Source organism: Klebsiella sp. RHBSTW-00484 (genome assembly GCF_013705725.1).
Classification (GTDB): Bacteria; Pseudomonadota; Gammaproteobacteria; order Enterobacterales; family Enterobacteriaceae; genus Klebsiella.
This window is the reverse complement of record NZ_CP055481.1, coordinates 5,121,799-5,147,161: the sequence shown is the minus strand read 5'-3', so window position 1 is coordinate 5,147,161 and position 25,363 is coordinate 5,121,799. Positions and strand designations below refer to the sequence as shown.

Genomic DNA, 25,363 nt, shown 5'->3' with positions numbered 1-25,363 from the left:
GTCCTTAATGGGTGAGAGCTGCCTGGGATTGCGGGGCTGTTTCCGCCTTTGCAGTCGAAGGGAGATAGAGTTGTTCTGCGCTGACCGACCATTGCTGGTAGCGCTGATAGAGTTGTTCGAAACGTTGTGCCTGCTCAGGGCGCGGCTGCAAGGTGCTTTCCACCTGGCTGGCCATGTTCTCCTGCGCGGTCGGAATATCGCGGTACACGCCAGCGGCGACGGCGGCAAAGATGGCGGCGCCCAGGGCGCAGCACTGATCGGAGGCGACGATTTGCAGCGGGCGATTCAATACATCGCAGCAGGCCTGCATGATTACCTGGTTTTTCCGCGCAATGCCGCCAAGTGCCATCACGTTATTGACCGGGATACCCTGTTCGGTGAAGCACTCCATAATGGCGCGTGCGCCGAAAGCGGTAGCGGCAATCAGTCCGCCGAACAGCGCCGGAGCGTCGGTGGCGAGGTTCAGGTCGGTAATCACCCCTTTCAAACGCTGGTTTGCGTTTGGTGTGCGGCGACCGTTAAACCAGTCCAACACCACCGGCAGATGATCGAGGGATGGGTTTTTTGCCCAGGCTTCGGTCAGGGCGGGTAGCAGCTGTTTTTGGCTAACTTTGATCTGCTCTTTCAGTTCCGGATGCGCGAGCGCCAACTGCTCGAGTGGCCAGCCAAGAATGCGGCCAAACCAGGCATAGATGTCGCCAAAAGCGGATTGTCCGGCTTCCATACCGATAAAGTTGGGCACCACGCTACCGTCTACCTGGCCGCAGATCCCTTTCACCGTACGTTCGCCAACGCTTTGTTTGTCGGCAATCAGGATGTCGCAGGTTGAGGTACCGATAACTTTGACCAGCGCGTTAGGTTGGGCACCAGCACCGACTGCGCCCATATGACAGTCGAAAGCGCCGCCGGAGATGGTGACGGTTTGCGTCAGGCCCAGACGCTGCGCCCATTCGGCGGTCAGCGTGCCGACAGGTAAATCGGCGGTCCAGGTTTCGCTGAACATCGGCCAGGTCAGGTTCTGGTTAAGAATGGGGTCGAGTTCATCGAAGAAGCTGGCTGGCGGCAGGCCACCCCAGCTATCGTGCCACAGTGATTTGTGCCCGGCGCTGCAGCGGCCACGACGAATATCTTGCGGGCGGGTGGTGCCGGAAAGCAGGGCTGGCACCCAGTCGCACAGCTCAATCCACGAAGTCGCAGCCTCGGCAACGGCGCTATCCTCGCGGGTGACATGGAGGATCTTGGCCCAGAACCACTCGCTGGAGTAGATGCCGCCGATATAGCGAGAGTAGTCCTCTTTGCCTGGCTGGTGGCACAGACGGGTGATGGCCTCCGCCTCTTCCACCGACGTGTGGTCTTTCCACAGTACGAACATGGCATTCGGGTTGTTGGCGAACTCTTCGCGTAACGCCAGGACGTTGCCGTCGGCATCAATCGGCGCGGGCGTTGAGCCAGTACTGTCGACGCCGATACCCACGACGGCGGCGCGTTGTTCGGCGGTCAATGACGCGAGGACGCTTTTCAGCGCGGCTTCCATTGATTCAATGTAATCACGTGGATGATGGCGGAACCGATTGTTCGGGCCATCGCAGAACAGCCCCTCCTGCCAGCGCGGATACCATTCGACGCTTGCGGCGAGCTCTTCGCCGGTCGCGCATTCCACTGCCAGGGCGCGTACTGAATCACTGCCAAAATCGAGGCCAATCGCAATTGCCATTCTGTTACTCCATGCTAAAAAACATTCATGGTGAAACAGTAGATATTCGTGCCGAAAACCGTCAGGCTGTATTCGCTAATCTTATGGACTATATTGCTGTGAGGTCGCAAAGTGTGACGCCGTGCAAATATTCAATGTGGACTTTTCTGCCGTATTTATAGACACTTCAGTTATGTGCTGAATGCGTATGAATTGTGCGCTGTGCTCAGTTTTTGCCGAGAGAAGGCGGGTTTTAATTCGATTTCTAATCCACGTCGCAGTACGGGCTGTCAGCCAGACGATAAAATACAAGGTATGGACAATTGGTGTCCAAAATGTCTCCGGGAGAGCTGATTTTATGGCCGAAACGCAAAACGATCCTTTATTGCCGGGTTACTCCTTTAATGCCCATCTGGTGACGGGCCTGACGCCAATTGACGCAGAAGGCTATCTGGATTTCTTCATTGACCGCCCGCTGGGTATGAAGGGGTATATTCTGAACCTGACGATCCGCGGCGAAGGGGTAATCAACAACCACGGAGAGCAATTTATCTGCCGACCCGGCGATATGCTGCTGTTCCCGCCGGGGGAAATTCACCATTATGGTCGCCATCCCGACGCTCGGGAGTGGTATCACCAGTGGGTTTACTTCCGGCCGCGCGCCTACTGGCATGAATGGCTGAACTGGCCGACGATTTTTGCCCAGACCGGTTTTTTTCGCCCCGATGAGCAGTGGCAGACGCGCTTTTGCGAGCTGTTCGGTCAAATTGTTGATGCCGGGCAGGGGGCCGGGCGTTATTCCGAGCTGCTGGCGATAAACCTTATGGAGCAACTGCTGCTAAGGCGCATGGAGGCAATTAACGAATCGCTGCACCCGCCGCTGGATAACAGGGTGCGCGATGCCTGCCAGTACATTAGCGATCATCTGGCGGACAGCCATTTTGATATTGCCAGCGTCGCCCAACATGTGTGCCTGTCGCCGTCGCGCTTATCGCATCTGTTCCGCCAGCAACTGGGCATCAGCGTACTCGGATGGCGGGAAGATCAGCGAATTAGCCAGGCCAAGCTACTGCTCAGTACCACGAGGATGCCAATAGCCACCGTGGGTCGCAACGTGGGCTTTGAGGACCAACTCTACTTTTCGCGCGTCTTTAAGAAATGCACCGGTGCCAGCCCGAGTGAGTTCCGCGCGGGATGTGAATAAAAAGTAAAGAAAGTGAAATGATGACCCGGATTATTAACACTGCCAGTAAACTATACAAACAATTGATGGCTTGACGAAGTATTGGCGGCTCCGGAGAATCCGTGCTTCGTTTTTAAACCGGGTACATTATGCAAGCATTGCTGGAACACTTTATTACTCAATCCACGGTCTATTCCCTGATAGCCGTTCTGCTGGTTGCCTTCCTGGAGTCACTGGCGCTGGTGGGACTTATCTTACCGGGAACGGTAATGATGGCCGGATTGGGCGCGCTGATCGGCAGCGGTGAAGTTAACTTCTGGCAGGCGTGGCTGGCGGGGATTATTGGTTGCTTGCTCGGTGACTGGATTTCGTTCTGGCTTGGCTGGCGCTTTAAAAAGCCGCTGCACCGTTGGTCTTTTTTGAAGAAAAACAAAGCGCTGCTCGATAAAACCGAACATGCGCTGCATCAGCACAGTATGTTCACCATTTTGATTGGCCGATTCGTTGGACCGACGCGCCCGCTGGTGCCGATGGTTGCCGGAATGCTCGACCTGCCGGTCGCGAAATTTATCCCGCCTAATATTATTGGCTGTCTGCTGTGGCCGCCGCTCTACTTTTTACCAGGAATTCTGGCCGGGGCGGCGATTGATATTCCGGCCGACGAGCATAGCGCCAGCTTTAAGTGGTTGCTGCTGGGGGCGGCGCTGTTGGCGTGGCTGGCTGCGTGGTTGTGCTGGCGACTGTGGCGCAGCGCCAAAAGTTCGGGCGATCGCTTAACCCGCTTCCTGCCGCGCTCGCGCCTGCTGTGGCTGACGCCGCTGATGCTAATTGCCGCCGGAGTGGCGCTGACTTTTGCCTTCCGCCATCCGCTGATGCCGGTCTATCTTGAGATCCTGCATAAGGTTATTTTGCGCTAATCCCCAATAGCGACGAGGCGCTGCTGTTGCCGCTGAGCAGTTCGGCTGTTGTGCCATCCCAGGCGATTCTCCCCTCGGCGACCACGATTGAACGCGGTGCAATGCGCGCCGCATCTTCCACGCTGTGCGACACCATCAATAGCGTCAACTGCTGCTGCTGACAAACGTCGGCGACCAGCGCCAGCATTTCCTGGCGCAGAGCGGGATCGAGCGCTGAAAAGGGTTCATCCAGCAACAGTACCGGCTGCTTGCGCACCAGACAACGCGCTAGCGCCGCACGCTGCCGTTGGCCGCCGGACAACTCGCCCGGTAGGCGTTCCAACAGCGAATCGATACCCATCTGCCCGGCAATAGCCTGCAAACGGTCTGTCTGTTCGGCATTTAACTTAAGCCCCGGATTCATCCCGAGCGCAATATTCTGGCGAATGGTCAGATGGTTAAAGAGGTTATTTTCCTGAAACAGCATCGATACCGGACGGCTCGCGGGCGGCGTATGGGTATGGGACTGGCCGTCGATGGAGATACTGCCGCTGGCGGGCGGTAAAAAACCGGCAATCAGGTTTAGCAGCGTGCTTTTCCCCGCGCCGCTGGGACCAAGAACCGCAATGCGCTCGCCGCGTTCAACGCCGAGCGTAAAGCGCATCGGCAGATGCTGGTAAAGCCAGGTCACATCATTCAGTTTTAGCATCACGCCCCGGAAGTTTTTCAATCACGCTAAAGAGTACAAAGCACAGCAGCAGGAGCAGCAGGGCGGTAACGGCGCCGTCCTGGCTACGGTAAGAGCCAATTTGCTGATACAGGTAGAACGGCAGGGTGCGGAAGTTTTCGTTGCCAAACAGCGCCACGACACCGAAATCGCCAATCGACAGAACGCAGGCAAAAGCCAGCGCCTGGGCCAGCGGACGTTTTAAAGCGCGAAGCTCAACCACCCGCAAGCGGGTAAAACCGTGCATCCCCAACGACTGGCACAGCGTGCCATAGCGGGTAGCGATGTCGCGCATAGGGTTTTCCAGCACCTTAAGCGCATAGGGAATCGCCATTAGCGCATTGGTGAAAATCACGATGCCATCGGCGGATTCCGGCAGGCCCACGCTGTTATTGAGCAGCAGGAAGAAACCTGTCGCCAGCACGATGCCGGGCATCGCGAGGATTAACATCCCGCTGAGTTCAAGCGCCTGTCCGGCCAGCGGGTAACTGCGGGCGCGAAGCTCGCGGCTGCTCCACAGCAGCATCATGGTCAGAATGACGCTTAAGACGCCAGCAGCAAGGGCGATGCGCAGTGAAGTCCATAGCGCCTGCCATAGCGCGGGCTGGCGCAGCACGCTAAACAGATTGCTGTTCAGACCGTCGAATATTACCGCCAGCAGCGGAGGTAGCAGAAGCAGCAGCGCCGCGGTGATCAACGCAAAATCGCTTAAGCGACTGTGTAGTCGGTCGTCGGGATCGCGCCAGCCGTGGATGTTGCTGGCCCCGATGGCAAGGGCTTTGCTCAGGCGCTGGCTGAGCAATACCAGCCCGAGACAACAGATCATCTGGATAAGCGCCAGCATTGCGGCGCGCGCCGGGTCGTAGTCAAAATTAAGCGCCTGGTAAATCGCCAGTTCGATGGTGGTGGCTCGCGGGCCGCCGCCCAGCGATAACACGGTCGCAAAGCTGGCAAAGCAGAGCATAAAAATAAGCGCGGCGACAGGTGGAATTTGCCGACGCAGCCACGGCCATTCAACCAGCCTGAAGAAGACGTAACCGCGCATCCCGAGCTGGGCGGCGATTTGCCGCTGCTCGCCGGGGATATTCTCCAGCGTCTGCAGTAACAGGCGCGTGGCCATCGGCATATTAAAGAACACGTGCGCCAGCAGGATCCCCTGTAGCCCGTAGGGCGAGAACTCCCACTGCCAGCCGAAAGCGTTAAATAATTCGGCGAGCCAGCCCTGGCGGCCATAGACGCTAAGAATACCAAACACCGCGACCAGCACCGGTAGGATTAAGGTCATTGCGCACAGACGCAGTAGCAGCGTGCGTCCGGGGAAGCGTCGACGATAGAGGGCGCGGGCGAGGAAAATCGCCGGAATTACCGAAAGCAGGGCCGAAAGAAACGCCTGCCAGAAGGAGAAACGCACCACATGCCAGAGATAGCTATCGCTGACGATCGTACGCCAGGCCGCATCCGGTGCGCTGTTCCAGAGCGCCAGAAAAGCGGCCAGCGCGACGGCGACCAACAAAGTGGCCGCCGTCAGGCCCGGCAGAAGCCAGCCGAAAGTTAGCGGCTGACGGCGCGTTGCCATGCGCTAATCCAGTTCTGGCGGTCAGTGGCGACCTGCTGCGGCGTGAATTCAAGCGTGGTTTGCGGTTTCATCAGCGCATCAAAGCCTGCCGGGAGCGCAACCTGAGTGACCGGATACATCCAGTTGCCGGTCGGGATAGCGTTCTGGAAGCCAGGGGATACCATAAATTTGAGGAATTTTTCCGCCAGCTCTGGCTGCTTGCTGGCTGCGGTGCGGGCGGCAACCTCGACCTGTAGATAGTGGCCCTCAGCGAAGTTCGCCGCGGCGTAGTTATCTTTCTTCTCTTCGATAATGTGATAGGCCGGGGAGGTGGTGTAGCTCAGTACCAGATCGCTTTCACCTTTCAGGAACAGGCCGTAGGCTTCGCTCCAGCCTTTGGTGACGGTAACGGTTTTTGCCGCCAGCTTCTGCCAGGCTTCCGGGGCTTTATCACCGTAGACCTTTTGCATCCACAGCAGCAGGCCAAGGCCCGGCGTGCTGGTGCGCGGATCTTCATAAATCACCCGCCATTTCTGGTCGCTCTCAACCAGTTCTTTCAGGCTTTTTGGCGGATTTTTGAGCTTGTTTTTATCGTAAACAAAGGCGAAGTAGCCGTAATCAAAGGGGACGAAGGTGTCGTTGTCCCAGCCGCCGGGTACGCTGAGCGCGCTAGCCGGTACGCCGCTTTTGGCGAACAGTTTGCTCTGGGAAGCAGCTTCCAGCAGGTTGTTATCCAGCCCAAGCACGACATCGGCTTTGCTGTTTTTACCTTCCATGCGCAGGCGGTTGAGCAGCGAGACGCCATCTTCCAGCGCCACAAACTTTAGTTCGCAGTTGCAGTCGGCTTCAAAGGCTTTTTTAATCGCCGGACCTGGACCCCAGTCGGCGGAGAAAGAGTCGTAGGTATAAACGGTCAGGAGTGGTTTGGCGAAAACGGGCGCGGCGACCAGCAACAGCAGCGGGAGTAATTTTTTCAACACTTTGCACCTCAGAAAAAAGGGGTGGCAAAGGATTTTGAGTGGGCCTCAAATCCCTTCGCCGGCGTTATCCGGATCAGGTTCGACGGGTATTTTCTCAGCCCATACGCTTCATCCTTCAAGCCGCATCTGCGTTAGCTTCGCGCGTTCACCCCAGTCACATAGTTATCTATGCTCCAGGGGATTCACCCGCTTGCTGCCTTGATGCAACTCGAATGATATTGCGTATGTTTATTAGCACCCCGTTGAGAACGGCAGTTAGTGTAATGATTTTGTTAGCTGACGGAAAGCCTTACGGCTCCGGTGGTGCAAACCACGCGGATTTAAAGTCGAACCAGCCGAGGGTATTCATGCGCACGCCGCGCATGCTGCGCTGCCCCTGGATCATCAGCCAATGGTGTATGAGCGGCACAATGGTTTGATTGGCCAACAGCTGCTGGCTCCAGGTGGCCGGATTAAGCTCTCCCGCGCGCCAACGGCTGGCATCTTGCTCCCAATCAATGGGAATACAGTGGCGAATCAGCGGGACTTCATACAGCCAGGCAAACAGGGAAAAATCGATCGGTAACGTGAAGTTGGCGCTATTGAGCCACACGTCGCTGACCACTTCGCCGCGATGCCACTCTTCGTACTCCAGCTCCTGAATTTCCAGTTTGACCTGATGTTCGGCCAGCAGCGTCGCCATAATCCCACCGATCAAGCGATGCTCGACGTGGTCCTGGTAATAGGTCAGCTTGACCGTCTCCAGGCCTGGCGGTTTTTCGCAAGCGTGGCTGCGCGCATGGTGCCAGCGGGGTAGCAGGCCGTAGGCCGGGAACCAGTTGCCCTGATAATGTTCACCAGCGTGATAGAGCAGGCTGGCGGGCTGGAACAGGTAGCTTAACCACTGGCGAACCGCGGTGTTGCCGCCGAGCGGGCTGCGGGCGTCGAACAGCAGATAGTAGCAACCCTCTTCCAGACGGCTTTCCACTGCTTTTTCACTCTCCGTGGTGCCCTGGAGCGTTAATCCGCCATTGGGTTCTTCGCTGATTTCCGGCAGCACCCAGACGTTAACTTCATCAATCAGCGCCCGATAGCCGAAATAGTCATCGAAGGCATGAATTTTAAGCTGGTTCTGGTTATTACGTACGACCGAGTACGGCCCGGTACCAATGGGGATGCTGGAGAAGTTGTCCATGGCTTGCCACTCGTGCGGCAGGATCATCGCTGGAACCTGGCTGAGCAGCCACGGTAGCCAGCGGTCGGGTTGGCTGAGATGAATATCCAGCGTCCATGCGGTAGGGGAGTCGATGCGCTCGATATGAGAGAACAGCGGCAGCGCGTTACTACGCTGTAAGGAGGTGATGACATCTTCCATTTCCAGTTCACGTCCATGATGAAAATGAATGCCAGGACGCAGAAAAAAACGCCAGTGGGTTGGGGTAATTTGCTGCCAATGGTGAGCTATATCCGCTTCCAGTTCCCCATTTTCCTCATTTACTCGCGTCAGGGCGCTAAAAATCTGCCGGGCGATGTGCGTTTCCGAGCGGCGCAGCGCGCTACCAGGCAGCAGATTTTTCATCGGACGGTAGTAAAGTACGCGCAGGATGTGCCGCCCCTGACGGAAGCTGCGGCCGAGATGGGAAACCAGCATTTGCCGGACGGCGGCTTTATCGCCAACCAACTGCACCAGTTGATCGATTCTGTCCTGCTCAAGCAGGTCTTCCGCTCGCTGTTGTTGCAAGGCGAGACCGGTATAGAGGAAAGCCAGCCGGGAGCGCTTACCGCGCCCGACCTCCGCCTCCCAGGTCAGCCAGCCGCGCTCTTCCATCATATTCAGTAAGGTACGCATATGACGACGCGAGCAGCTCAACATATCTGCCAGCTCATTAAGCGTTGTCTCCTGCGACTTGCCGTCGCAGCACTGCCATAAGCGGATGAACTGCTGTTGTAAACGACCGGAAGACATAAAAGAGGAACTCCTGATAAAAACTCAGCAATTTATTACTTCCTATATTAAGTCAATAATTAACCCCGATGAAGTGAGGAGGTGAATATGATGAGGTCAACCACAAAACAGTTCTACCTACGCTACTTTTCTGCGACGCAGGATGCGTCCTGGCTGGCCCGCCTGATGGCAGGAAGACAGCAGAAAATTCTTGGCGAGCTGATGCAGTGGGGAGTTACGTCGCAGACCTCTGATCATTGACTTGCAGACATCATGTGTGACTGAGTATTGGTGTTATACTCGTCGTCTTTCAAGCTGCAGGTGCGTTGGCTGCGCCCGCTCGCCCAGGTCACATAGTTATCTATGTTCCCAGGGACTTACGTTCTGGCCGCCTGCCCGCAACTCGAAATCCATAGAGTATAGAATCACCCGCCAGCAGAAAACCTCTGCTGGCTTTTTTCGTTTTCTTCGCGTGGTTTAAGGACATGACATGCTGTGGTTAATGACGATGGGGCGACGTCTTAACGGCGTTTACGCCGCTTTTATGCTGGTCGCTTTCATGATGGGAATCGCTGGCGCGCTGCAGGCGCCAACGCTCAGTTTATTTCTTAGCCGCGAAGTGGGCGCACAGCCTTTCTGGGTGGGGCTTTTCTATACGGTTAACGCGATTGCCGGGATTCTGGTCAGCCTGGCGCTGGCCAAGCGCTCCGATAGCCGGGGCGATCGTCGGCGCTTGATTATGTTCTGCTGCCTGATGGCGGTAGGCAATGCGCTGCTGTTTGCATTTAATCGCCATTATCTGACGCTGATTACCTGCGGGGTGATGCTGGCTTCGGTGGCGAATGCCGCGATGCCGCAGCTTTTTGCGCTGGCGCGGGAATATGCCGATAGTTCGGCGCGTGAAGTGGTGATGTTCAGTTCGATAATGCGTGCTCAGCTCTCGCTGGCGTGGGTGATTGGCCCACCGCTGGCTTTTATGTTGGCGCTGAATTACGGCTTTACCACCATGTTTACGATAGCGGCGGGCATTTTTGTCATCAGTCTGGTGCTGATCGCCTTCAAGTTGCCCTCGGTCGCCCGCGTTGAGCAGCCTTCGGAAGGCGCCGAAGTATTGCAACAAGCTGGGGGATGGCACGATAAAAACGTGCGTATGCTGTTTATCGCCTCTACCCTGATGTGGACCTGCAACACCATGTATATCATCGATATGCCATTGTGGATTAGCAGCGATCTGGGTCTGCCGGATAGTCTTGCGGGGATTTTGATGGGGACTGCCGCCGGGCTGGAAATTCCGGCAATGATTCTGGCGGGCTACTACGTTAAGCGCTGGGGCAAACGCAATATGATGGTGACGGCGGTTGCGGCAGGCGTGCTGTTTTATGTCGGCCTGATTCTGTTTCACGACCGAGTGGCGTTGCTGGCACTACAGTTGTTTAACGCCGTGTTTATTGGCATCGTCGCCGGGATTGGTATGCTGTGGTTTCAGGACCTGATGCCCGGAAGGGCAGGGGCGGCAACGACGCTGTTCACCAACAGTATCTCCACTGGGGTGATTCTGGCTGGGGTCATTCAGGGGGCGGTATCGCAGAGCTATGGACACGCCAGCGTTTACTGGACCATTGCCGCTATTTCGCTGGTGACGCTGTTTATGACCTGTAAAGTTAAGGATATCTAATGACTTAGCTACCCCGGCAGGTGATGCCTGCCGGGATAGTTTCACCTGATTTGCTATTTCAACACAATCCGTTTGATATCGCCGATAATAAAGATATAGGCGAACACGCCAATAAATGCCGTCAGACCAATATAAATGAGTGCGTAGAAGAAATTACCGGTCATCGATATGATGACGCCAATAATTAATGGGGTAATGATCGACGCCATATTTGCGCAAAAGTTGAAGATCCCACCAGTAAGCCCAGCCATATTTTTAGGGGCAATATCTGAAATTAGCGTCCAACCCAGTCCAACCATCCCCTGACCAAAGAAGGCTATTGACATAATAATAATGACCGCAGTGTTACTCTCCACCCAGTTAGCCGCGATGATACAGCTGGAAAGCAACAGCCCTGAAATAATGGGTAATTTTCGACTAATATTTACAGACTTAGTTTTTCTTAATATTTTGTCGGAGACCCAGCCACCGAAAAGAATGCCAACAGCCGCTGCCATAAATGGCCAGGAGGCGAAGAAACCAACGTGAAGCCATGGCAAATGGCGCTCATTGGCCAGATAGGTGGGGAACCAGGTCAGGAAGAAAACCAGCGTAGTATTGCCTGCAAACTGTCCAAGGCTGGCGCCAATGATTTGCCTGCAGCACAGTAAGCGTTTTGCATCGGGCCAGTTGAAAGGGACATTTTCATTCGCTTTCTCGGTATTTTCTAAACCGATATATTCCAGTTCGGCTTTATTTGCGGTTTTGGATTCATGCGGTTCGTGATAAAATTTCCACCATACAAAAGTGAAGGCAATACCTAAACCACCAGTAATAAAAAATAACGTTCTCCAGCCGTGATGTTCAAGAATAATAAAGAGTAAAGGAGAGAATGCCGCCAGGCCAATATATTCTCCGACGGTGTAAGTTGCCGTTGCACGTGCGCGTTCATGTTGGGGAAACCATTTACTCACGACCCGACTGTTGACCGGGAAACAGGGTGCTTCACTGATTCCCAGACCTAAACGCAATAGCAATAAGGATTTTAACCCGACTGAAAAGCTTTGTAATAGAGTGAAGGTTGACCAGAAAAAAATTGAAAGCGCGTAGGTTAATTTGTTACCAAAGCGATCTAAAAACATGCCGCCAGGGATTTGTGCCAGCGCATAGGTCCAGGCAAAAGCAGAAAAGACGATGCCCATCATTGCCGGATCGATATGTATTTCGCTTGTTAACTTAGGAGCAACAATACCAAGGATAGTACGATCAAGATAATTTATCATCGTACCAATAGAGAGTAACATTAAAATTACAATTCGCGTTTTGGTTCGCTTCTGCGTGGCCGGTGGCGAAATAGGCCTTTCCTGAACATCGTTTATCCTCATTGAGAGTTCCTTTAAAGTTTAAAATATTTTTGCATATATTGACACATGCAAAAATATTCTACTGAACCATTGATTTAGTCTATGATATTGCAATCCTTTGTTACGTGATGAATAAAATAACAAAACAATATTTGATGCGACGCCGATATTTTCCCTTTGCGACTCATCATAGATGGCTTGTATGGTATATTAGGTGCATTAGTTTTATTCTTATATTATACGAGCAAAAATAATGAACCTAAAGCAACTTTATTATTTTAAGCGACTGGCAGAAACCGAGCATTACACCGAGGCGGCCTCTAGTCTTTTCATCACCCAGCCCTCCTTAAGCCATGCCATATCTGAGCTGGAGAAAGAACTGGGAGTGGCGCTATTTGCCAGAAAAGGGCGAAATGTCAAGATCACACAGAATGGTAAACGCTTTCTGCCCTACGTGGAAGATGCGCTGGCTTCTCTGGAAAATGGTCGCATGACGCTGCAAAAAAATAGTGCGGAAAACAAAGAGAATATTCGTATTGCTTTTATTTATACAATGGGTGAGTTTGTTGTTCCGCAGTTAATTAATAAATACTCACTTTCACCATCTTGTCACAATGTGACGTTTTCTTTTACTCAGGGCACGTCGCTAACGTTGCTGCAGGAGCTGAAGGCCGGAAAAACTGATTTAGCCATTTGCTCTTATATTGCTGATGAACCCGATATTGATTTTATTCCAATTATTCAGCAAGAACTTGTTGTAGTGACGGCGAAAGATCATCCTCTTGCCAGGCTATATGATGATGAAGTCGATCTGGTTGAGACGATTCATTATCCCTATGTCTATTTTTCAGAAAATAGCGGTCTGCGGCCTTTTATCGATAACGTATTTATGCAGCAAAAATTAGTGCCGGACATTGCTTGCTACGTTGACGAGGATACGGCGATGGCGGGGCTGGTGAGTATTGATTATGGTATTGCGATTATGCCGCGAATTTCCGCACTCTCGTACTACAACGTGCATATCCTGACGATTAAAAATGCGATTCCTCCACGCTATATCTATCTGGCAACGATGAAAGAGCGGGTACTTTCCCCTGCAATTCAGTCGTTTAAGAATGTCATTATTAATGACAGCCAAAAAATGATTTAAGTCTCTGGAGTATATACCCAATGGATTTCGAGTTGCTTTGAGGCGGCAAGAGAGAGAATCCCCGGGAGCTTACTCAAGTAAGTGACTGGGGTGAACGAACGTAGCCAACAAAGAAGCAACTTGAAAGACGACGGGTATAGATGCCCGGAGGAAACCTCCGGGCACCGTTTTATCAGGACAGAATATCCATCAGCTCACGCAGCTGAGTAATGGCGATTTGTCCCGGTGCTGACGCCTGACCCACGGTACCGAAGGTCATTGCTGAACCGAACAAACGACCCGTTACCCGGCTAACTCCGCCGGATTTACCCATCGACATGGTAATTAATGGGCGGGTTGCATATTTTTCTTTCATCGTCAGGGTTGCAGACAGCAGGGTTAACACATCCTGCGGCGACTGCGGCATGACGGCGATTTTCGGTAAATCGGCACCCAGGTCCTGCATACGACGCAGGCGGTAGATAATATCTTCCTGAGCTGGAGTTTTATGGAAATCATGATTACTCATGATGACTTTTACGCCAGCCGCATGGGCATCGTTCACCAGTGAACGAATCTGTGCTTCATCATTGAATAGCTCGACATCAATGACGTCAGCGAGCCCGCTAACCGCCGCCTGGCGATTCAGTTCAAAATAAGCTTCATCGCTAATTTCCGTTTCGCCGCCCTCTTTTTTACTGCGGAAGGTGAACAGCAGCGGAATGTCTTTCAGCAATTGACGAATTTCGCCCAACGCCAACAGTACCTGCTCAATTTCTCTAACCTGCGTGAAGTGATCAACACGCCATTCGATAATGTCGGCTCCGGCGGTAGCCAGGGCGCGAGCATTGACTTGCAGTTCGTCAATGGTTTTACCAATCAGCGGAACGCAAATCAGGGTTTCCCCTTCCTGGAAGGTGATGTTTTTTACTGTTACTGCTTTAGTCATGTTGGTATCCATTATTCTTTTTGTCATTGACCATCAGGCGGTTGCTGCAACATGAGATGTTTTTGCAGCGGCGCGAGCCTGAAACTGACGATAACCGATGTACAGAGCGATCACAAAGCCGACGATAGCGATCAGGAGATCAAACCACATAATGCTGGCGATACCAATCTTCGACAGTTTTGCCGTGATTAGCGGGATCGTAAAGCTGGCCAGACTCCCTGCGGTATAAAAGATCCCAGTGGCTTTGCCTTTTCCGTTAGGAAAGCTCATCGCCATAATGGTCGCGCCTATCTGCAGAACACCGCCAGCGGCGGCAAAGCCGATGATAAAGGCGAACCCAGTGACCACCATTGGCGTGGGAAACAAGCAGACGATCAGCAATGAAATCATCGACAGGAAGGTATAGATGATCATGGCGATGGCCGAACTGAACACCTCTTTGACAAAGGCCGCGGTGACAAATACGCAAGTCAGAGAACCGGCAGTATAGACACTCAGCAGCTTAATTGCCGACTCATGCGGGATCCCTGCAACGAACTCGCCGTACTGTGCTAACCATTGACTAACCAGATAGAAAGTCGCCATCCCGATATAGCCGTACAGGGTAAATATCACCATATCCAGCTTGCTGGAATTAGCTTGCGGAGCCGCTGTAACTGCTTGCGACTTTTCGACGGTTTCCTTTTTCGCCCGATGATCCGGGAAAGGCATTCTTATCAAATAGATGGCACTTATAACCATCAATGCCGCGGCGATGATAAACGACCAGCCATACCACATATTCGCCCATATCAGCGCACCGATGATGAACGGCAGCAGGAACTGCCCGGCAGAGACGAAGGCTTTAATCAGCACGTTCGCGCGGCTGGCGGAGTTAGGGAAAGACTCCATCAGCGCCGGATAGGTTCCGGAATCGAGGAAGCTGTTCGCCAGACCGGCCATAATGCCGAAGAAGTAGGCCATATAAATGTTTTTCGTCAGTAAAATACCGAGGAAAAACACCAGATAGCTGGCGATCCCGAGATAGATAAAGGGTTTGCGTCCAAAGCGATCGGACAGGAATCCTGTCACGATCGTGGCGAGTTTACCAATACCTAGCGACGATATGACGATGGAGACGCCGGCAGCGTCGGTTCCCCATTGCGTCTGTAAATTCGCCATATTGAGGGTAATTAATAATACCCCCATGCCATGGATCAGATAGTTAAGGTATAGCCCCGCTGCCGTTGGGACATATTTATTTTTCATCGCGCCCCATCCTTAAAAAAGGATACTTTTGACGTGTTCAACCGGCATTTCTTTGCCCGTCCAGATTTCAAAAGCACGCGCACCTTGCCAGAGCATCATGCCCAGACCGTTGATGGTGCGGCAGCCTTTTTTCTCAGCTACTTCCAGCAGATACGTTTTGCGCGGGTTATAAACCACGTCAGAAACGATCAGATCCGGACGCAGGAAGCTGTCGTCAGGCAGCAGCATCTGGCCTTCAAACGGTTTCATGCCAACGCCGGTCGCATTAGTAAGAATGACGCTGCTGTCGATCTCGGCGCGCAGTTTGTCATGATCGTCCAGGTCGAACAGATGGATCGCACAGTTGGTGTTATTACGGATCTTGGCGACGGTTTGTTCTGCGTTGGCGAAGAATTTATCTTTACGGTTGAAGATGGAGATCTCTTTGACGCCATCCAGCGCGGCCTGTACGCAGAGCGCGGTTGCCGCGCCGCCTGCGCCTAATACGGTCATTTTTTTGCCGATGATATCGATGCCTGCTTCAGACAGCGCGCGCATATAGCCGGTGCCATCGGTGATGTGACCCGTTAACACGCCGTTGTCGTTCACCACGGTATTCACCGCGCCAACCAGTTCTGCTGCCGGGGAGAGTTTATCCAGATACTGGCAAATCTCGGTTTTGTTCGGCATAGAGACGTTGCAGCCGCGCAGTTTTAGCGCCCGAAAGCCCTGTACGACATCTTTCAGCTCCTCATTACCGACTTCAAAAGCCAGGTAAACATAGTCCAGCCCCAGTTTGGCAAAGGCTTCGTTATGCATTGTCGGCGACATGCTGTGGCGAATCGGAGTTGCAATCAGGCCAATCAGCTCAGTGTGTCCAGTAATACGTTCTGCCATGATAAAATCCTCAATATGTTAGAAATGGAATTTTTGTTGATTCGCGGTTACCCAGAGCACCCATGTCTTCCAGGGTGTCCAGCACGTTGCGCCCCTCGCGCACGCCATCAATGATTCGCCGGGCCATCAGGCTGTCGCCGATGTTCATTATTTTTACGTTATTGGCTCTGGCCCATTGTTCAATCTCATTGAGACCGGTGGTATTGGCGCGCATTCCCAGGCAGACGAAGCCGTAATCAAAAGGAATGTCAAAGGTGCTATCCGCGTTTTTAACTGTGAAGTGCGTTGGAGTAACGGCAACCAACTGCGTTTGCATGTGCTGTTCCACGTGATGTTCATCAAGCATGGTCAACATGGCATTTTTAGTGATGATGTCCAGGTCGCGGCCCGCTGACTCCTGCATTTCGATAAGTACTGCGCTGGCACCGCGTGCGGAGAAATACTCGATGACGTCCAGACCAACGGCACCTGCGCCGACGACGGCAATGCGTTTACCTTTCGCATCGGCAAACTGGTCCAGATGATGAATCATATTGGTAATCGAAAAGACGCTGCCGCCTTCGACATCAATGTTTTCGCGCAGACCTTCAATGGGCGGCAGCAGGGGAACCGAGCCGGTCGCATTCACAATGAGATCGGGGCGCAGAGCGGAAACCGATTCAACAGTGGCGCGTTTGCCGACCTGTAGCATCAGGTTATCCAGCGAGGCGATACGGTTTTTCATAAACTGCGGGAAATCGGCAATACGCTTTTTCTCTGGCAACAGAGAGATCTCACTGGCCAGCCCACCGATGCTATGTTTTTCCTCAAGTAGCCAGGTGTGGCAGCCGACTTCGGCCGCGGTACAGGCCGCTTCCATTCCCGCCGTGCCAGCGCCGATGACCACCACGTTGGTGTCGCGGTTCACACGCTGCTGTTTGTAAGCGTCGCCGTGGATAATATCCGGGTTGATAGAGCAACGCAGCGGGCGAGAGCGGGCGATGCGGTGATCCGCGCAGCCAATGTTGCAGGAGATGCATTTGCGCATCAGGCGCTCGTTACCGCTCTGGACTTTTTGTACCCACTCTGGCTCGGCGATAAGCCCGCGGCCAATCGCAATCAGGTCGGCATCACCGCTGGCGATAATATCTTCGGCGACTTTTGGTGAACGAATGTTGCCTGCAATAACCGTTGGTTTGTGGAATTTGTCGCGAACTGCACGGGAGAGATAACGCTTCCAGCCATCCTCCAGAGACATCTGGTCAATCTGGAAATTCAGGTTGTCGTTTTGTGCTGCGGAGACGTTGATAATATCCACTTTTTCCTGGCACAGTTCGAGGATGCGCAGCGAATCTTCGAGCGTATTTCCGCCTTCTAAGAAATCATCAGCGCTAATACGTAAGCTCACCGGAAAACGTGGCCCTACGCAGGCGCGCACTTTATCAACAATTAAGGTTAATATTCTGGCGCGATTTTCTATACTGCCGCCAAATTCATCGGTGCGTTTATTAAACAGCGGCGATAAAAACTGGCTAATTAAATAAGAGTGACCAGCGTGAATTTCCACACAGTCAAAACCTGCCCGGCGTACGCGCTCTGCGGCATCGCCAAATTTACTCACGGCGTGATAAATTTCATCACGTGTCATCGGGCGCGGAATATTGCCATTCTTTTTCGATGGTGTGCTGGAAGAAGAAAGCGGCATTTCACCATTCAGACGATAAGCATAAGCTGAAGCGCCGGCATGGTTTAATTGGATACCGACGCAGGCGCCGTGTTTATGCAGGGTTTCGGTTAATTTGAACAGTCGCGGAATATATTGATCGTTATCGATACGCAGCTGCGTTGTGCCATTAGAAGCGAAAGGAAAATCGATACAAATATTTTCGATAGTGATGAGTCCGGTGCCGCCACGCGCGCGTAACTCATAGTATTCAATCTGTTCCTGAGTGACTTCACCGTTCAGGCTGGCCAGGTTAGTCCCCATTGGCGGCATGATGATACGGTTTTTTATGGTCATCCCGTTAATGGTCAACGGGGAAAAAAGGTGGGGGTAGTGGCTCATATGCTCTCTCCACTGGATGCCTGATGGTCGCCGTACGGCGATCCTGGCCTGTCCAAAGTTAATATTTCTCTGTGGGGAAAGATAACGAGGCGTCCAATAGAAAAATAATGCTTTTTTTTGCGTGGAGCTATAGTGTGCTTCTATGGAATTAACGTTTTATTTACATGTTTGTATTCTTATATTAAATATCTCAATCGATTTTTTACTTGTACTTGTGAATTGACACAAAAAAAGTGTGGGAATGATTGAATAAATGCCCAATTGATAAATATTTATTTTCCTGGCTTTAAAAATTTCTATATATCAGGTTGAGCAATATCGATATATGTGCACCAGATCTCATTTTTCTGCTGAGGAAAACAAAAAAGCCCGGCGCAAAGGCCGGGCTGAGAGGTGAACTGCGCGTGGTTTTAATTCATAAAGGCGGGTTGTTTATTCTCGTAAGTAGAGATTGCATCTTCATGCTGCAGCGTCAAGCCGATGCTGTCCAGACCATTGAGCATGCAGTGACGGCGGAAAGCATCAATTTTAAAGTTGTAGGTTTTATCGCCCGCTTTAACCACTTCAGCTTGCAGATCAACTTCAAATTTGATGCCTGGCTGCGCCTGAACCAGCTTAAACATTTCATCGACCTGTTCGTCGCTCAAGGTGACCGGCAGCAACTGGTTGTTGAAACTGTTGCCATAGAAGATATCGGCAAAGCTTGGGGCGATAACGACTTTAAAACCATAGTCGGTCAACGCCCACGGTGCGTGCTCACGTGAGGAGCCGCAGCCGAAGTTTTCTCGCGCCAGCAGAATCGACGCCCCTTTGTATTCAGGAAAGTTCAGCACAAACTCCGGGTTCGGCTGCTCACCTTTGTCATCAAGGAAGCGCCAGTCGTTAAACAGGTGTGCGCCAAAGCCGGTACGAGTGACTTTTTGCAGAAACTGCTTTGGAATGATTGCATCGGTGTCCACGTTCGCGGCATCCAGCGGAACCACCAGGCCGGTATGTTGGGTAAATTTCTCTGCCATGATGAGTTTCCTTATTTCAAGCTACGGATGTCGGCGAAATGGCCGGTAACGGCTGCCGCTGCGGCCATTGCCGGGCTGACCAAATGGGTGCGTCCGCCACGGCCCTGACGGCCTTCAAAGTTACGGTTGCTGGTAGATGCACAGCGCTCTCCCGGGTTCAGGCGATCGTTGTTCATTGCCAGGCACATGGAGCAACCCGGCAGACGCCATTCAAAACCGGCTTCAATAAAGATCTTATCCAGGCCTTCCGCTTCGGCCTGCGCCTTCACTGGACCAGAACCTGGCACAACCAGCGCCTGAACGCCCGGAGCCACTTTGCGACCTTTAGCGATTTCCGCTGCGGCACGTAAGTCTTCGATGCGAGAGTTGGTGCAAGAGCCGATAAAGACTTTATCAATCGCCACTTCAGTTAACGGCACGCCAGACTTCAGACCCATATACGCCAGCGCTTTTTCAGCACTCGCACGTTCTACCGGATCGGCGAATGATGCCGGGTCCGGAATAATGTCGGTAACGGAGATAACCTGGCCTGGGTTTGTTCCCCAGGTGACCTGTGGGGCAATCTCTTCTGCTTGCAGAGTGACAACGCTATCAAAAGTCGCGCCATCGTCGGTGGTCAGGGTCTTCCAGTATGCGACCGCATCGTCAAAATCCTGGCCTTTCGGCGCGTGCAGACGGCCTTTCACATAGTCAAAAGTCGTTTGGTCAGGCGCTACCAGGCCCGCTTTGGCGCCCAGTTCAATGGCCATATTGCACAGGGTCATACGACCTTCCATGCTTAAATCACGAATGGCTTCGCCGCAGAATTCGACAACGTGACCAGTACCGCCAGCGCTGCCGGTTTTACCAATAATCGCCAGTACGATGTCTTTTGCCGTGATGCCTGGAGCCGCTTTACCCTTGACTTCAATTTTCATGGTTTTAGCACGACCCTGCTTGAGGGTCTGGGTCGCCAGCACGTGCTCAACTTCTGAGGTGCCGATACCGAAGGCCAACGCACCGAATGCACCATGAGTCGCCGTGTGGGAGTCGCCGCAAACGATAGTCATGCCCGGCAGGGTAACGCCCTGTTCCGGACCCATTACGTGGACAATTCCCTGATATGGGTGATTCAGGTCATACAGTTCAACGCCAAACTCTTTGCAGTTTTTAATCAGTTCCTGCATCTGGATGCGCGCCATTTCGCCGGACGCATTAATGTCCTTGGTCTGCGTTGAAACGTTGTGATCCATGGTGGCGAAAGTTTTACCCGGCTGGCGTACCGGGCGGTTGTGGGCGCGCAGGCCATCAAATGCTTGCGGCGAGGTAACCTCATGGACCAGATGACGGTCGATGTACAACAGCGGGGTTTCGTTTTGCGCTTCATAAACGACATGAGCATCAAACAATTTTTCGTATAACGTCTTCGCCATGATTACACCCCTTCAGCGACATAGCGGGCAATGATATCGCCCATTTCATCGGTACCGACCGCTGCCGCACCGCGAGCTAAATCGCCGGTACGCACGCCTTCTTCTAATGCACGGTTGATTGCATTCTCAATTGCCGTTGCCGCGTTATCGGCATCCAGGCTGTAGCGCAGCAGCAGCGCCAGCGACAGGATTTGCGCGATCGGGTTAGCGATGTTTTTGCCTGCGATATCCGGAGCGGAGCCGCCGGCTGGTTCGTACAGGCCGAAACCTTGCTCGTTGAGGCTGGCGGATGGCAGCATGCCCATAGAACCGGTGATCATGGCGCACTCATCGGACAAGATGTCGCCAAACAAGTTGGAGCACAGCAGAACGTCGAACTGAGACGGATCTTTAATCAGCTGCATGGTGGCGTTGTCGATGTACATATGCGCCAGTTCAACGTCGGGATACTGCTTGCTGATTTCACTGACGATTTCGCGCCACAAAATTGAGGACTGCAGCACGTTGGCTTTATCAATAGAAGTGACTTTGTGACGACGTTTGCGGGCAGACTCAAACGCAATGTGAGCGATACGCTCAATCTCAAAACGGTGATACACCTCGGTATCAAACGCTTTCTCGTGCTGACCACTGCCTTCACGGCCTTTTGGTTGGCCGAAGTAGATGCCGCCGGTCAGTTCACGAACGCACAGAATATCGAAACCGTTGGCGGCGATATCCGCACGCAGCGGGCAGAACTCTTCCAGACCCTGGTACAGCTTGGCTGGACGCAGGTTGCTGAATAATTTGAAGTGTTTACGCAGCGGCAGCAGCGCGCCGCGCTCCGGCTGCTCTGCAGGCGGCAGGTGTTCCCATTTCGGGCCACCAACGGAACCAAATAAAATCGCATCAGCCTGCTCGCAGCCTTCTACGGTCGTCTGTGGTAACGGGGTGCCCTGACGGTCGATGGCGATGCCGCCGACGTCATGCTGGCTGGTGGTAATGCGCATATCAAAACGGTTGCGAACAGCTTCCAGTACTTTCATCGCCTGGTTCATGACTTCCGGGCCAATACCATCACCTGGCAAAACAGCAATATGGTAATTCTTCGACATTACACGGTTTCCTTATTGTTCTCTTTATTCTGAGCTTTGCGTTGCAATTCTTTCTCGACTTCGGCGGCGCGCCAGATGTTGTTCAGGACGTGAACCATGGCTTTCGCGGATGATTCCACGATATCCGTTGCCAGACCCACTCCGTGGAAGCGACGTCCGTTGTAGGTAGCCACGATATCCACCTGACCCAGCGCATCTTTGCCTTGACCCTTGGCGTTCAGGTCGTATTTAACCAGCTCAACCTCATAGCCGGTGATACGGTTAATTGCCTGATAAATGGCATCTACCGGGCCATTGCCGTTGGCGGCTTCAGCTTTTGTTTCTTCACCACAGGCCAGCTTCACGGACGCGGTCGCGATATCGCTGGACCCGGACTGGACGCTGAAGTAGTCCAGGCGGAAATGTTCTGGCTCTTCTTGCTGCTTGTTAATGAAGGCTAAAGCTTCCAGATCATAATCAAACACCTGGCCCTTTTTATCCGCCAGCTTCAGGAAAGCGTCATACAGATGATCCATGTTGTAGTCGCTTTCTTTATAGCCCATCTCTTCCATACGGTGTTTCACCGCGGCACGGCCTGAACGAGAAGTCAGGTTCAACTGAACCTGGTTCAGACCGATAGATTCCGGCGTCATGATTTCGTAGTTTTCGCGATTCTTCAGCACACCATCCTGGTGAATACCGGAGGAGTGAGCGAAGGCACCGGTACCGACGATGGCTTTGTTCGCGGGGATCGGCATATTACAAATCTGGCTAACGGTCTGGCTGGTGCGCCAGATTTCGTTGTGATTAATGCGGGTGTGCACATCCATGATGTCTTTGCGCACTTTGATAGCCATGATCACTTCTTCCAGCGAGCAGTTACCTGCGCGCTCGCCGATGCCGTTCATTGCGCCTTCAACCTGACGAGCGCCGGCGTGAACCGCAGCGATGGCGTTACCGACCGCAATGCCTAAATCGTCATGAGTGTGGACGGAGATAATCGCTTTATCGATATTAGGAACGTGTTCATACAGACCGGTAATGATATTGGCGAATTCGAACGGCATGGTGTAGCCAACGGTGTCCGGGATGTTGATAGTGGTTGCGCCAGCGTTGATAGCGGCTTCGACGACGCGCGCCAGATCGGCAATTGGCGTACGGCCAGCATCTTCACAGGAAAACTCAACGTCGTCAGTGTAATTACGTGCGCGCTTCACCATATACACCGCGCGCTCAATCACTTCGTCCAGGGTGCTGCGCAGCTTGGTGGCGATATGCATCGGTGAGGTGGCGATAAAAGTATGAATGCGGAACGCCTCGGCCACTTTTAAAGATTCTGCTGCTACATCAATATCTTTTTCAACACAGCGGGCCAGCGCGCAAACGCGACTGTTCTTAATGTTGCGAGCGATGGTTTGTACGGACTCAAAGTCGCCCGGAGAAGAGACCGGAAAACCGACTTCCATCACATCAACGCCCATACGCTCCAGGGCCAGAGCAATTTGCAGCTTCTCTTTCACACTCAGGCTGGCCTGTAAGGCTTGTTCGCCGTCACGTAAGGTTGTATCGAAAATAATGACTTGCTGGCTCATGGTTTAAATCCTTAGTCTGTGTCCGGGCGCCTTGCTGACGAGCATAAAAAAACCCGCGCATCGGCGCGGGTTTTATAGTCTTGCTGGAAGATGACTTAACGATGAACGTCGCCCAACAGCCTACCGCGCAAAATGGATGCGTTTAGTAGTAGTAGGCTGAGGAAGCGAGTGGTGCAAATCATTGCGTCATACTCCAAATGAAATCGTTATGCTTTTAGAGTTACTGGATATGGCGTTTAATGTCAACACTCGGAAGAAGAAAACGTCTTTTTGCCTGAGCAGTGAATTAGCTAATTGTGCTAGAGATCGCGCTTTTTGACCGATGATCCTTTTTTGGATGTTGCTCCTCGCTGTGTGACTGTCAACATTTGATAAGTTTTCTTTTCACTTACGCTCTCATTTTCTGTGCGTTGTGGCTAGATGATATCTTAATGAAAATTATGAATTTATTTATTGTATGAATGTTTTTGTGTGAATATGGATAGATTATCAATGATAAATAAACGTTAACTTTAAGGGTGGCTTAAATAGATACTTTAATAGTGCTTAAATTATAGTTAACCGCTACTGTTGTTGTTTATTTTTAATATTTATGGGTAAACTTAATGTCATCAAGTAAACGATATGGTTTAAGTGGTTTCGGTACTTTCAATCGCGCGGATTTTTCGTCGCCACTCATAACCTTGATATATTCCTAAAATTCATCTTTGCCCTTTTGCAAATGTCATATGCATGATAAATGATATTCTCAGAATTAATTACTGCACTTTGGCAAAGGGAATTTAGCGTGACAGTGGAGTTAGATATGTTAATTGAAGGTACTGAATATAAAGCTGCCCCAGGGGCAGAGATCACTAAACCTCAACTGCGTATGGTTGATCTCAATCTACTTACCGTTTTTGATGCGGTGATGCAGGAACAAAACATCACCCGTGCGGCACATTCTTTGGGAATGTCCCAACCAGCGGTCAGTAATGCGGTATCACGTTTAAAAGTGATGTTTAATGATGAGCTGTTTGTTCGCTACGGACGCGGCATCCAGCCTACTGCGCGTGCTTTCCAGCTATTTGGCTCAGTACGTCAGGCACTGCAATTAGTGCAAAATGAATTACCAGGCTCTGGCTTTGAGCCGCTCAGTAGCGAACGTGTTTTCAATCTGTGTGTCTGCAGCCCGTTAGATAACTATTTGACTTCCGTTATCTTTAATAAAGTTGGCGAAATTGCGCCGAACATTCATTTGGTTTTTAAATCTGCATTGAATCAAAACACTGAGCATCAATTGCGTTATCAGGAAATTGAATTCGTTGTTGGTTATGAAGAGTTTCGTCGTCCTGAGTTTGCTTGTGTTCCATTATTTAAAGATGAAATGGTGCTGGTGGCCAGCCGGAAGCATCCACGTATTTCTGGGCCATTGATGGAAAATGATATTTATCAGGAAGAACATGCTGTTGTTGCTCTTGATCGCTATGCATCATTTAGCCAGCCATGGTATGACTCTGCAGATAAACAATCTCGCATTGCGTATCAGGGAAATGCGATGGTCAGCGTATTAAATGTTGTTTCGCAGACCAACATGGTTGCAATTGCACCACGCTGGCTGGCGACTGAATTTGCCGATAAGCTGGATCTACAAATATTACCTTTGCCGCTGAAAGTGAATAGCCGCACCTGCTATCTCTCCTGGCACGAAGCAGCGGGCCGTGATAAAGGCCATCAGTGGATGGAAGAATTACTGACGAGTATTTGCCAGCGCTAAATTGTCGCTAAACAAACGGGGGCTTCGGCTCCTGCTTTGTGTGACAAAAGTCATCAAATGCAGAATTTTATTCTGTTTATCCTCGCCGGTGGCCATCGACATCAGATGAAAAATGGATGATTTACTGTAGTTGGTAATTTTATCCGAGTATTGACCATCATATTTTCTTATCCCTGAAGTTTTTCACCGCTTTTCTTCTTAGAATCTTTCTTTTCTTCTATTAATGCTTGCAGTGTGGCGGCGGTGGCTAATTGCCTGCCCGTTGGCGAGCAGTTATGGTAAAGGCATGCAG

General features: G+C 52.0%; 21 protein-coding genes. 6 read left to right on the top strand and 15 right to left on the bottom strand.

What is annotated here, in order from left to right:
- Positions 1-4: 4 nt before the first annotated feature.
- A complete protein-coding gene (gene araB / locus HV213_RS24195) occupies positions 5-1,714 on the bottom strand; it encodes a ribulokinase (RefSeq protein WP_181483617.1) in 1,710 nt (569 codons plus the stop codon).
- Positions 1,715-2,051: 337 nt separating this feature from the next.
- Between araB and araC the strand changes: the two genes are divergently transcribed.
- Positions 2,052-2,897 carry an arabinose operon transcriptional regulator AraC gene (gene araC, locus HV213_RS24190; protein WP_110272589.1) on the top strand — a complete coding sequence of 282 codons (846 nt, stop codon included), beginning with the start codon at positions 2,052-2,054 and terminating at the stop codon, positions 2,895-2,897.
- Between the two features lie 128 nt (positions 2,898-3,025).
- A complete protein-coding gene (locus HV213_RS24185) occupies positions 3,026-3,793 on the top strand; it encodes a DedA family protein (protein ID WP_142512322.1) in 768 nt (255 codons plus the stop codon).
- On the opposite strand, the gene thiQ is transcribed toward HV213_RS24185, so the two are convergent.
- The 4 genes from thiQ to sgrR form a co-directional block, all read right to left on the bottom strand.
- Positions 3,780-4,481, bottom strand: a complete 702-nt coding sequence (gene thiQ, locus HV213_RS24180; protein WP_181483616.1) for a thiamine ABC transporter ATP-binding protein ThiQ — start codon at positions 4,479-4,481, stop codon at positions 3,780-3,782. The genes HV213_RS24185 and thiQ overlap by 14 nt on opposite strands.
- The gene (gene thiP, locus HV213_RS24175; RefSeq protein ID WP_181483615.1) at positions 4,465-6,075 is read right to left on the bottom strand and encodes a thiamine/thiamine pyrophosphate ABC transporter permease ThiP; all 1,611 of its coding nucleotides are present in this window, start codon (positions 6,073-6,075) and stop codon (positions 4,465-4,467) included. The genes thiQ and thiP overlap by 17 nt, the downstream gene beginning before the upstream one ends.
- Positions 6,051-7,034 carry a thiamine ABC transporter substrate binding subunit gene (gene thiB, locus HV213_RS24170; RefSeq protein ID WP_181483614.1) on the bottom strand — a complete coding sequence of 328 codons (984 nt, stop codon included), beginning with the start codon at positions 7,032-7,034 and terminating at the stop codon, positions 6,051-6,053. The genes thiP and thiB overlap by 25 nt, the downstream gene beginning before the upstream one ends.
- Positions 7,035-7,323: 289 nt before the next feature.
- Positions 7,324-8,979, bottom strand: coding sequence for an HTH-type transcriptional regulator SgrR (gene sgrR, locus HV213_RS24165; protein ID WP_181483613.1), 1,656 nt, complete (start codon positions 8,977-8,979; stop codon positions 7,324-7,326).
- Positions 8,980-9,066: 87 nt separating this feature from the next.
- On the opposite strand from sgrR, the gene sgrT reads away from it, so the two are divergent.
- Together sgrT and HV213_RS24155 are read left to right on the top strand one after the other, a co-directional pair.
- Positions 9,067-9,219, top strand: coding sequence for a glucose uptake inhibitor SgrT (sgrT, locus tag HV213_RS24160; RefSeq protein ID WP_181483612.1), 153 nt, complete (start codon positions 9,067-9,069; stop codon positions 9,217-9,219).
- Between the two features lie 229 nt (positions 9,220-9,448).
- Entirely contained in the window at positions 9,449-10,633 is a 1,185-nt protein-coding gene (locus tag HV213_RS24155; RefSeq protein ID WP_181483611.1) for a sugar efflux transporter, read from the top strand.
- 53 nt (positions 10,634-10,686) lie between these two features.
- Here the strand turns inward: HV213_RS24155 and HV213_RS24150 are convergent, their stop codons facing one another.
- On the bottom strand, positions 10,687-11,997 hold the full coding sequence (locus tag HV213_RS24150) for an MFS transporter (RefSeq protein ID WP_181483610.1): 1,311 nt from the start codon (positions 11,995-11,997) through the stop codon (positions 10,687-10,689).
- Between the two features lie 232 nt (positions 11,998-12,229).
- Here HV213_RS24150 and HV213_RS24145 point away from each other — a divergent pair, with 232 nt between their 5' ends.
- A complete protein-coding gene (locus HV213_RS24145) occupies positions 12,230-13,126 on the top strand; it encodes a LysR family transcriptional regulator (protein ID WP_110272580.1) in 897 nt (298 codons plus the stop codon).
- A gap of 172 nt (positions 13,127-13,298) precedes the next feature.
- Here the strand turns inward: HV213_RS24145 and aroD are convergent, their stop codons facing one another.
- The 9 genes from aroD to leuL form a co-directional block, all read right to left on the bottom strand.
- Positions 13,299-14,054 carry a type I 3-dehydroquinate dehydratase gene (gene aroD / locus HV213_RS24140; RefSeq protein ID WP_112215539.1) on the bottom strand — a complete coding sequence of 252 codons (756 nt, stop codon included), beginning with the start codon at positions 14,052-14,054 and terminating at the stop codon, positions 13,299-13,301.
- 33 nt (positions 14,055-14,087) lie between these two features.
- The gene (locus HV213_RS24135) at positions 14,088-15,302 is read right to left on the bottom strand and encodes an MFS transporter (RefSeq protein ID WP_181483609.1); all 1,215 of its coding nucleotides are present in this window, start codon (positions 15,300-15,302) and stop codon (positions 14,088-14,090) included.
- A gap of 12 nt (positions 15,303-15,314) precedes the next feature.
- Positions 15,315-16,178, bottom strand: a complete 864-nt coding sequence (locus HV213_RS24130) for a shikimate dehydrogenase (RefSeq protein WP_110272577.1) — start codon at positions 16,176-16,178, stop codon at positions 15,315-15,317.
- A 10-nt stretch (positions 16,179-16,188) separates the two neighbouring features.
- A complete protein-coding gene (locus HV213_RS24125; RefSeq protein WP_181483608.1) occupies positions 16,189-18,222 on the bottom strand; it encodes an oxidoreductase in 2,034 nt (677 codons plus the stop codon).
- 410 nt (positions 18,223-18,632) lie between these two features.
- Positions 18,633-19,238: a 3-isopropylmalate dehydratase small subunit gene (gene leuD, locus HV213_RS24120; RefSeq protein ID WP_181483607.1), complete on the bottom strand. Its 606-nt coding sequence runs from the start codon at positions 19,236-19,238 to the stop codon at positions 18,633-18,635.
- An 11-nt stretch (positions 19,239-19,249) separates the two neighbouring features.
- Positions 19,250-20,650, bottom strand: a complete 1,401-nt coding sequence (gene leuC / locus HV213_RS24115; RefSeq protein ID WP_181483606.1) for a 3-isopropylmalate dehydratase large subunit — start codon at positions 20,648-20,650, stop codon at positions 19,250-19,252.
- Positions 20,651-20,652: 2 nt separating this feature from the next.
- Positions 20,653-21,744 (bottom strand): 3-isopropylmalate dehydrogenase, encoded by a 1,092-nt coding sequence (leuB, locus tag HV213_RS24110; RefSeq protein ID WP_110272573.1) that lies wholly within the window; start codon positions 21,742-21,744, stop codon positions 20,653-20,655.
- Positions 21,744-23,315, bottom strand: coding sequence for a 2-isopropylmalate synthase (gene leuA, locus HV213_RS24105; RefSeq protein ID WP_110272572.1), 1,572 nt, complete (start codon positions 23,313-23,315; stop codon positions 21,744-21,746). Before leuA ends, leuB begins: the two co-directional genes overlap by 1 nt.
- A gap of 95 nt (positions 23,316-23,410) precedes the next feature.
- Positions 23,411-23,497, bottom strand: a complete 87-nt coding sequence (leuL, locus tag HV213_RS24100; RefSeq protein WP_110272571.1) for a leu operon leader peptide — start codon at positions 23,495-23,497, stop codon at positions 23,411-23,413.
- A gap of 605 nt (positions 23,498-24,102) precedes the next feature.
- Here leuL and leuO point away from each other — a divergent pair.
- Entirely contained in the window at positions 24,103-25,071 is a 969-nt protein-coding gene (gene leuO / locus HV213_RS24095) for a transcriptional regulator LeuO (RefSeq protein WP_181483605.1), read from the top strand.
- Positions 25,072-25,363 lie beyond the last annotated feature (292 nt).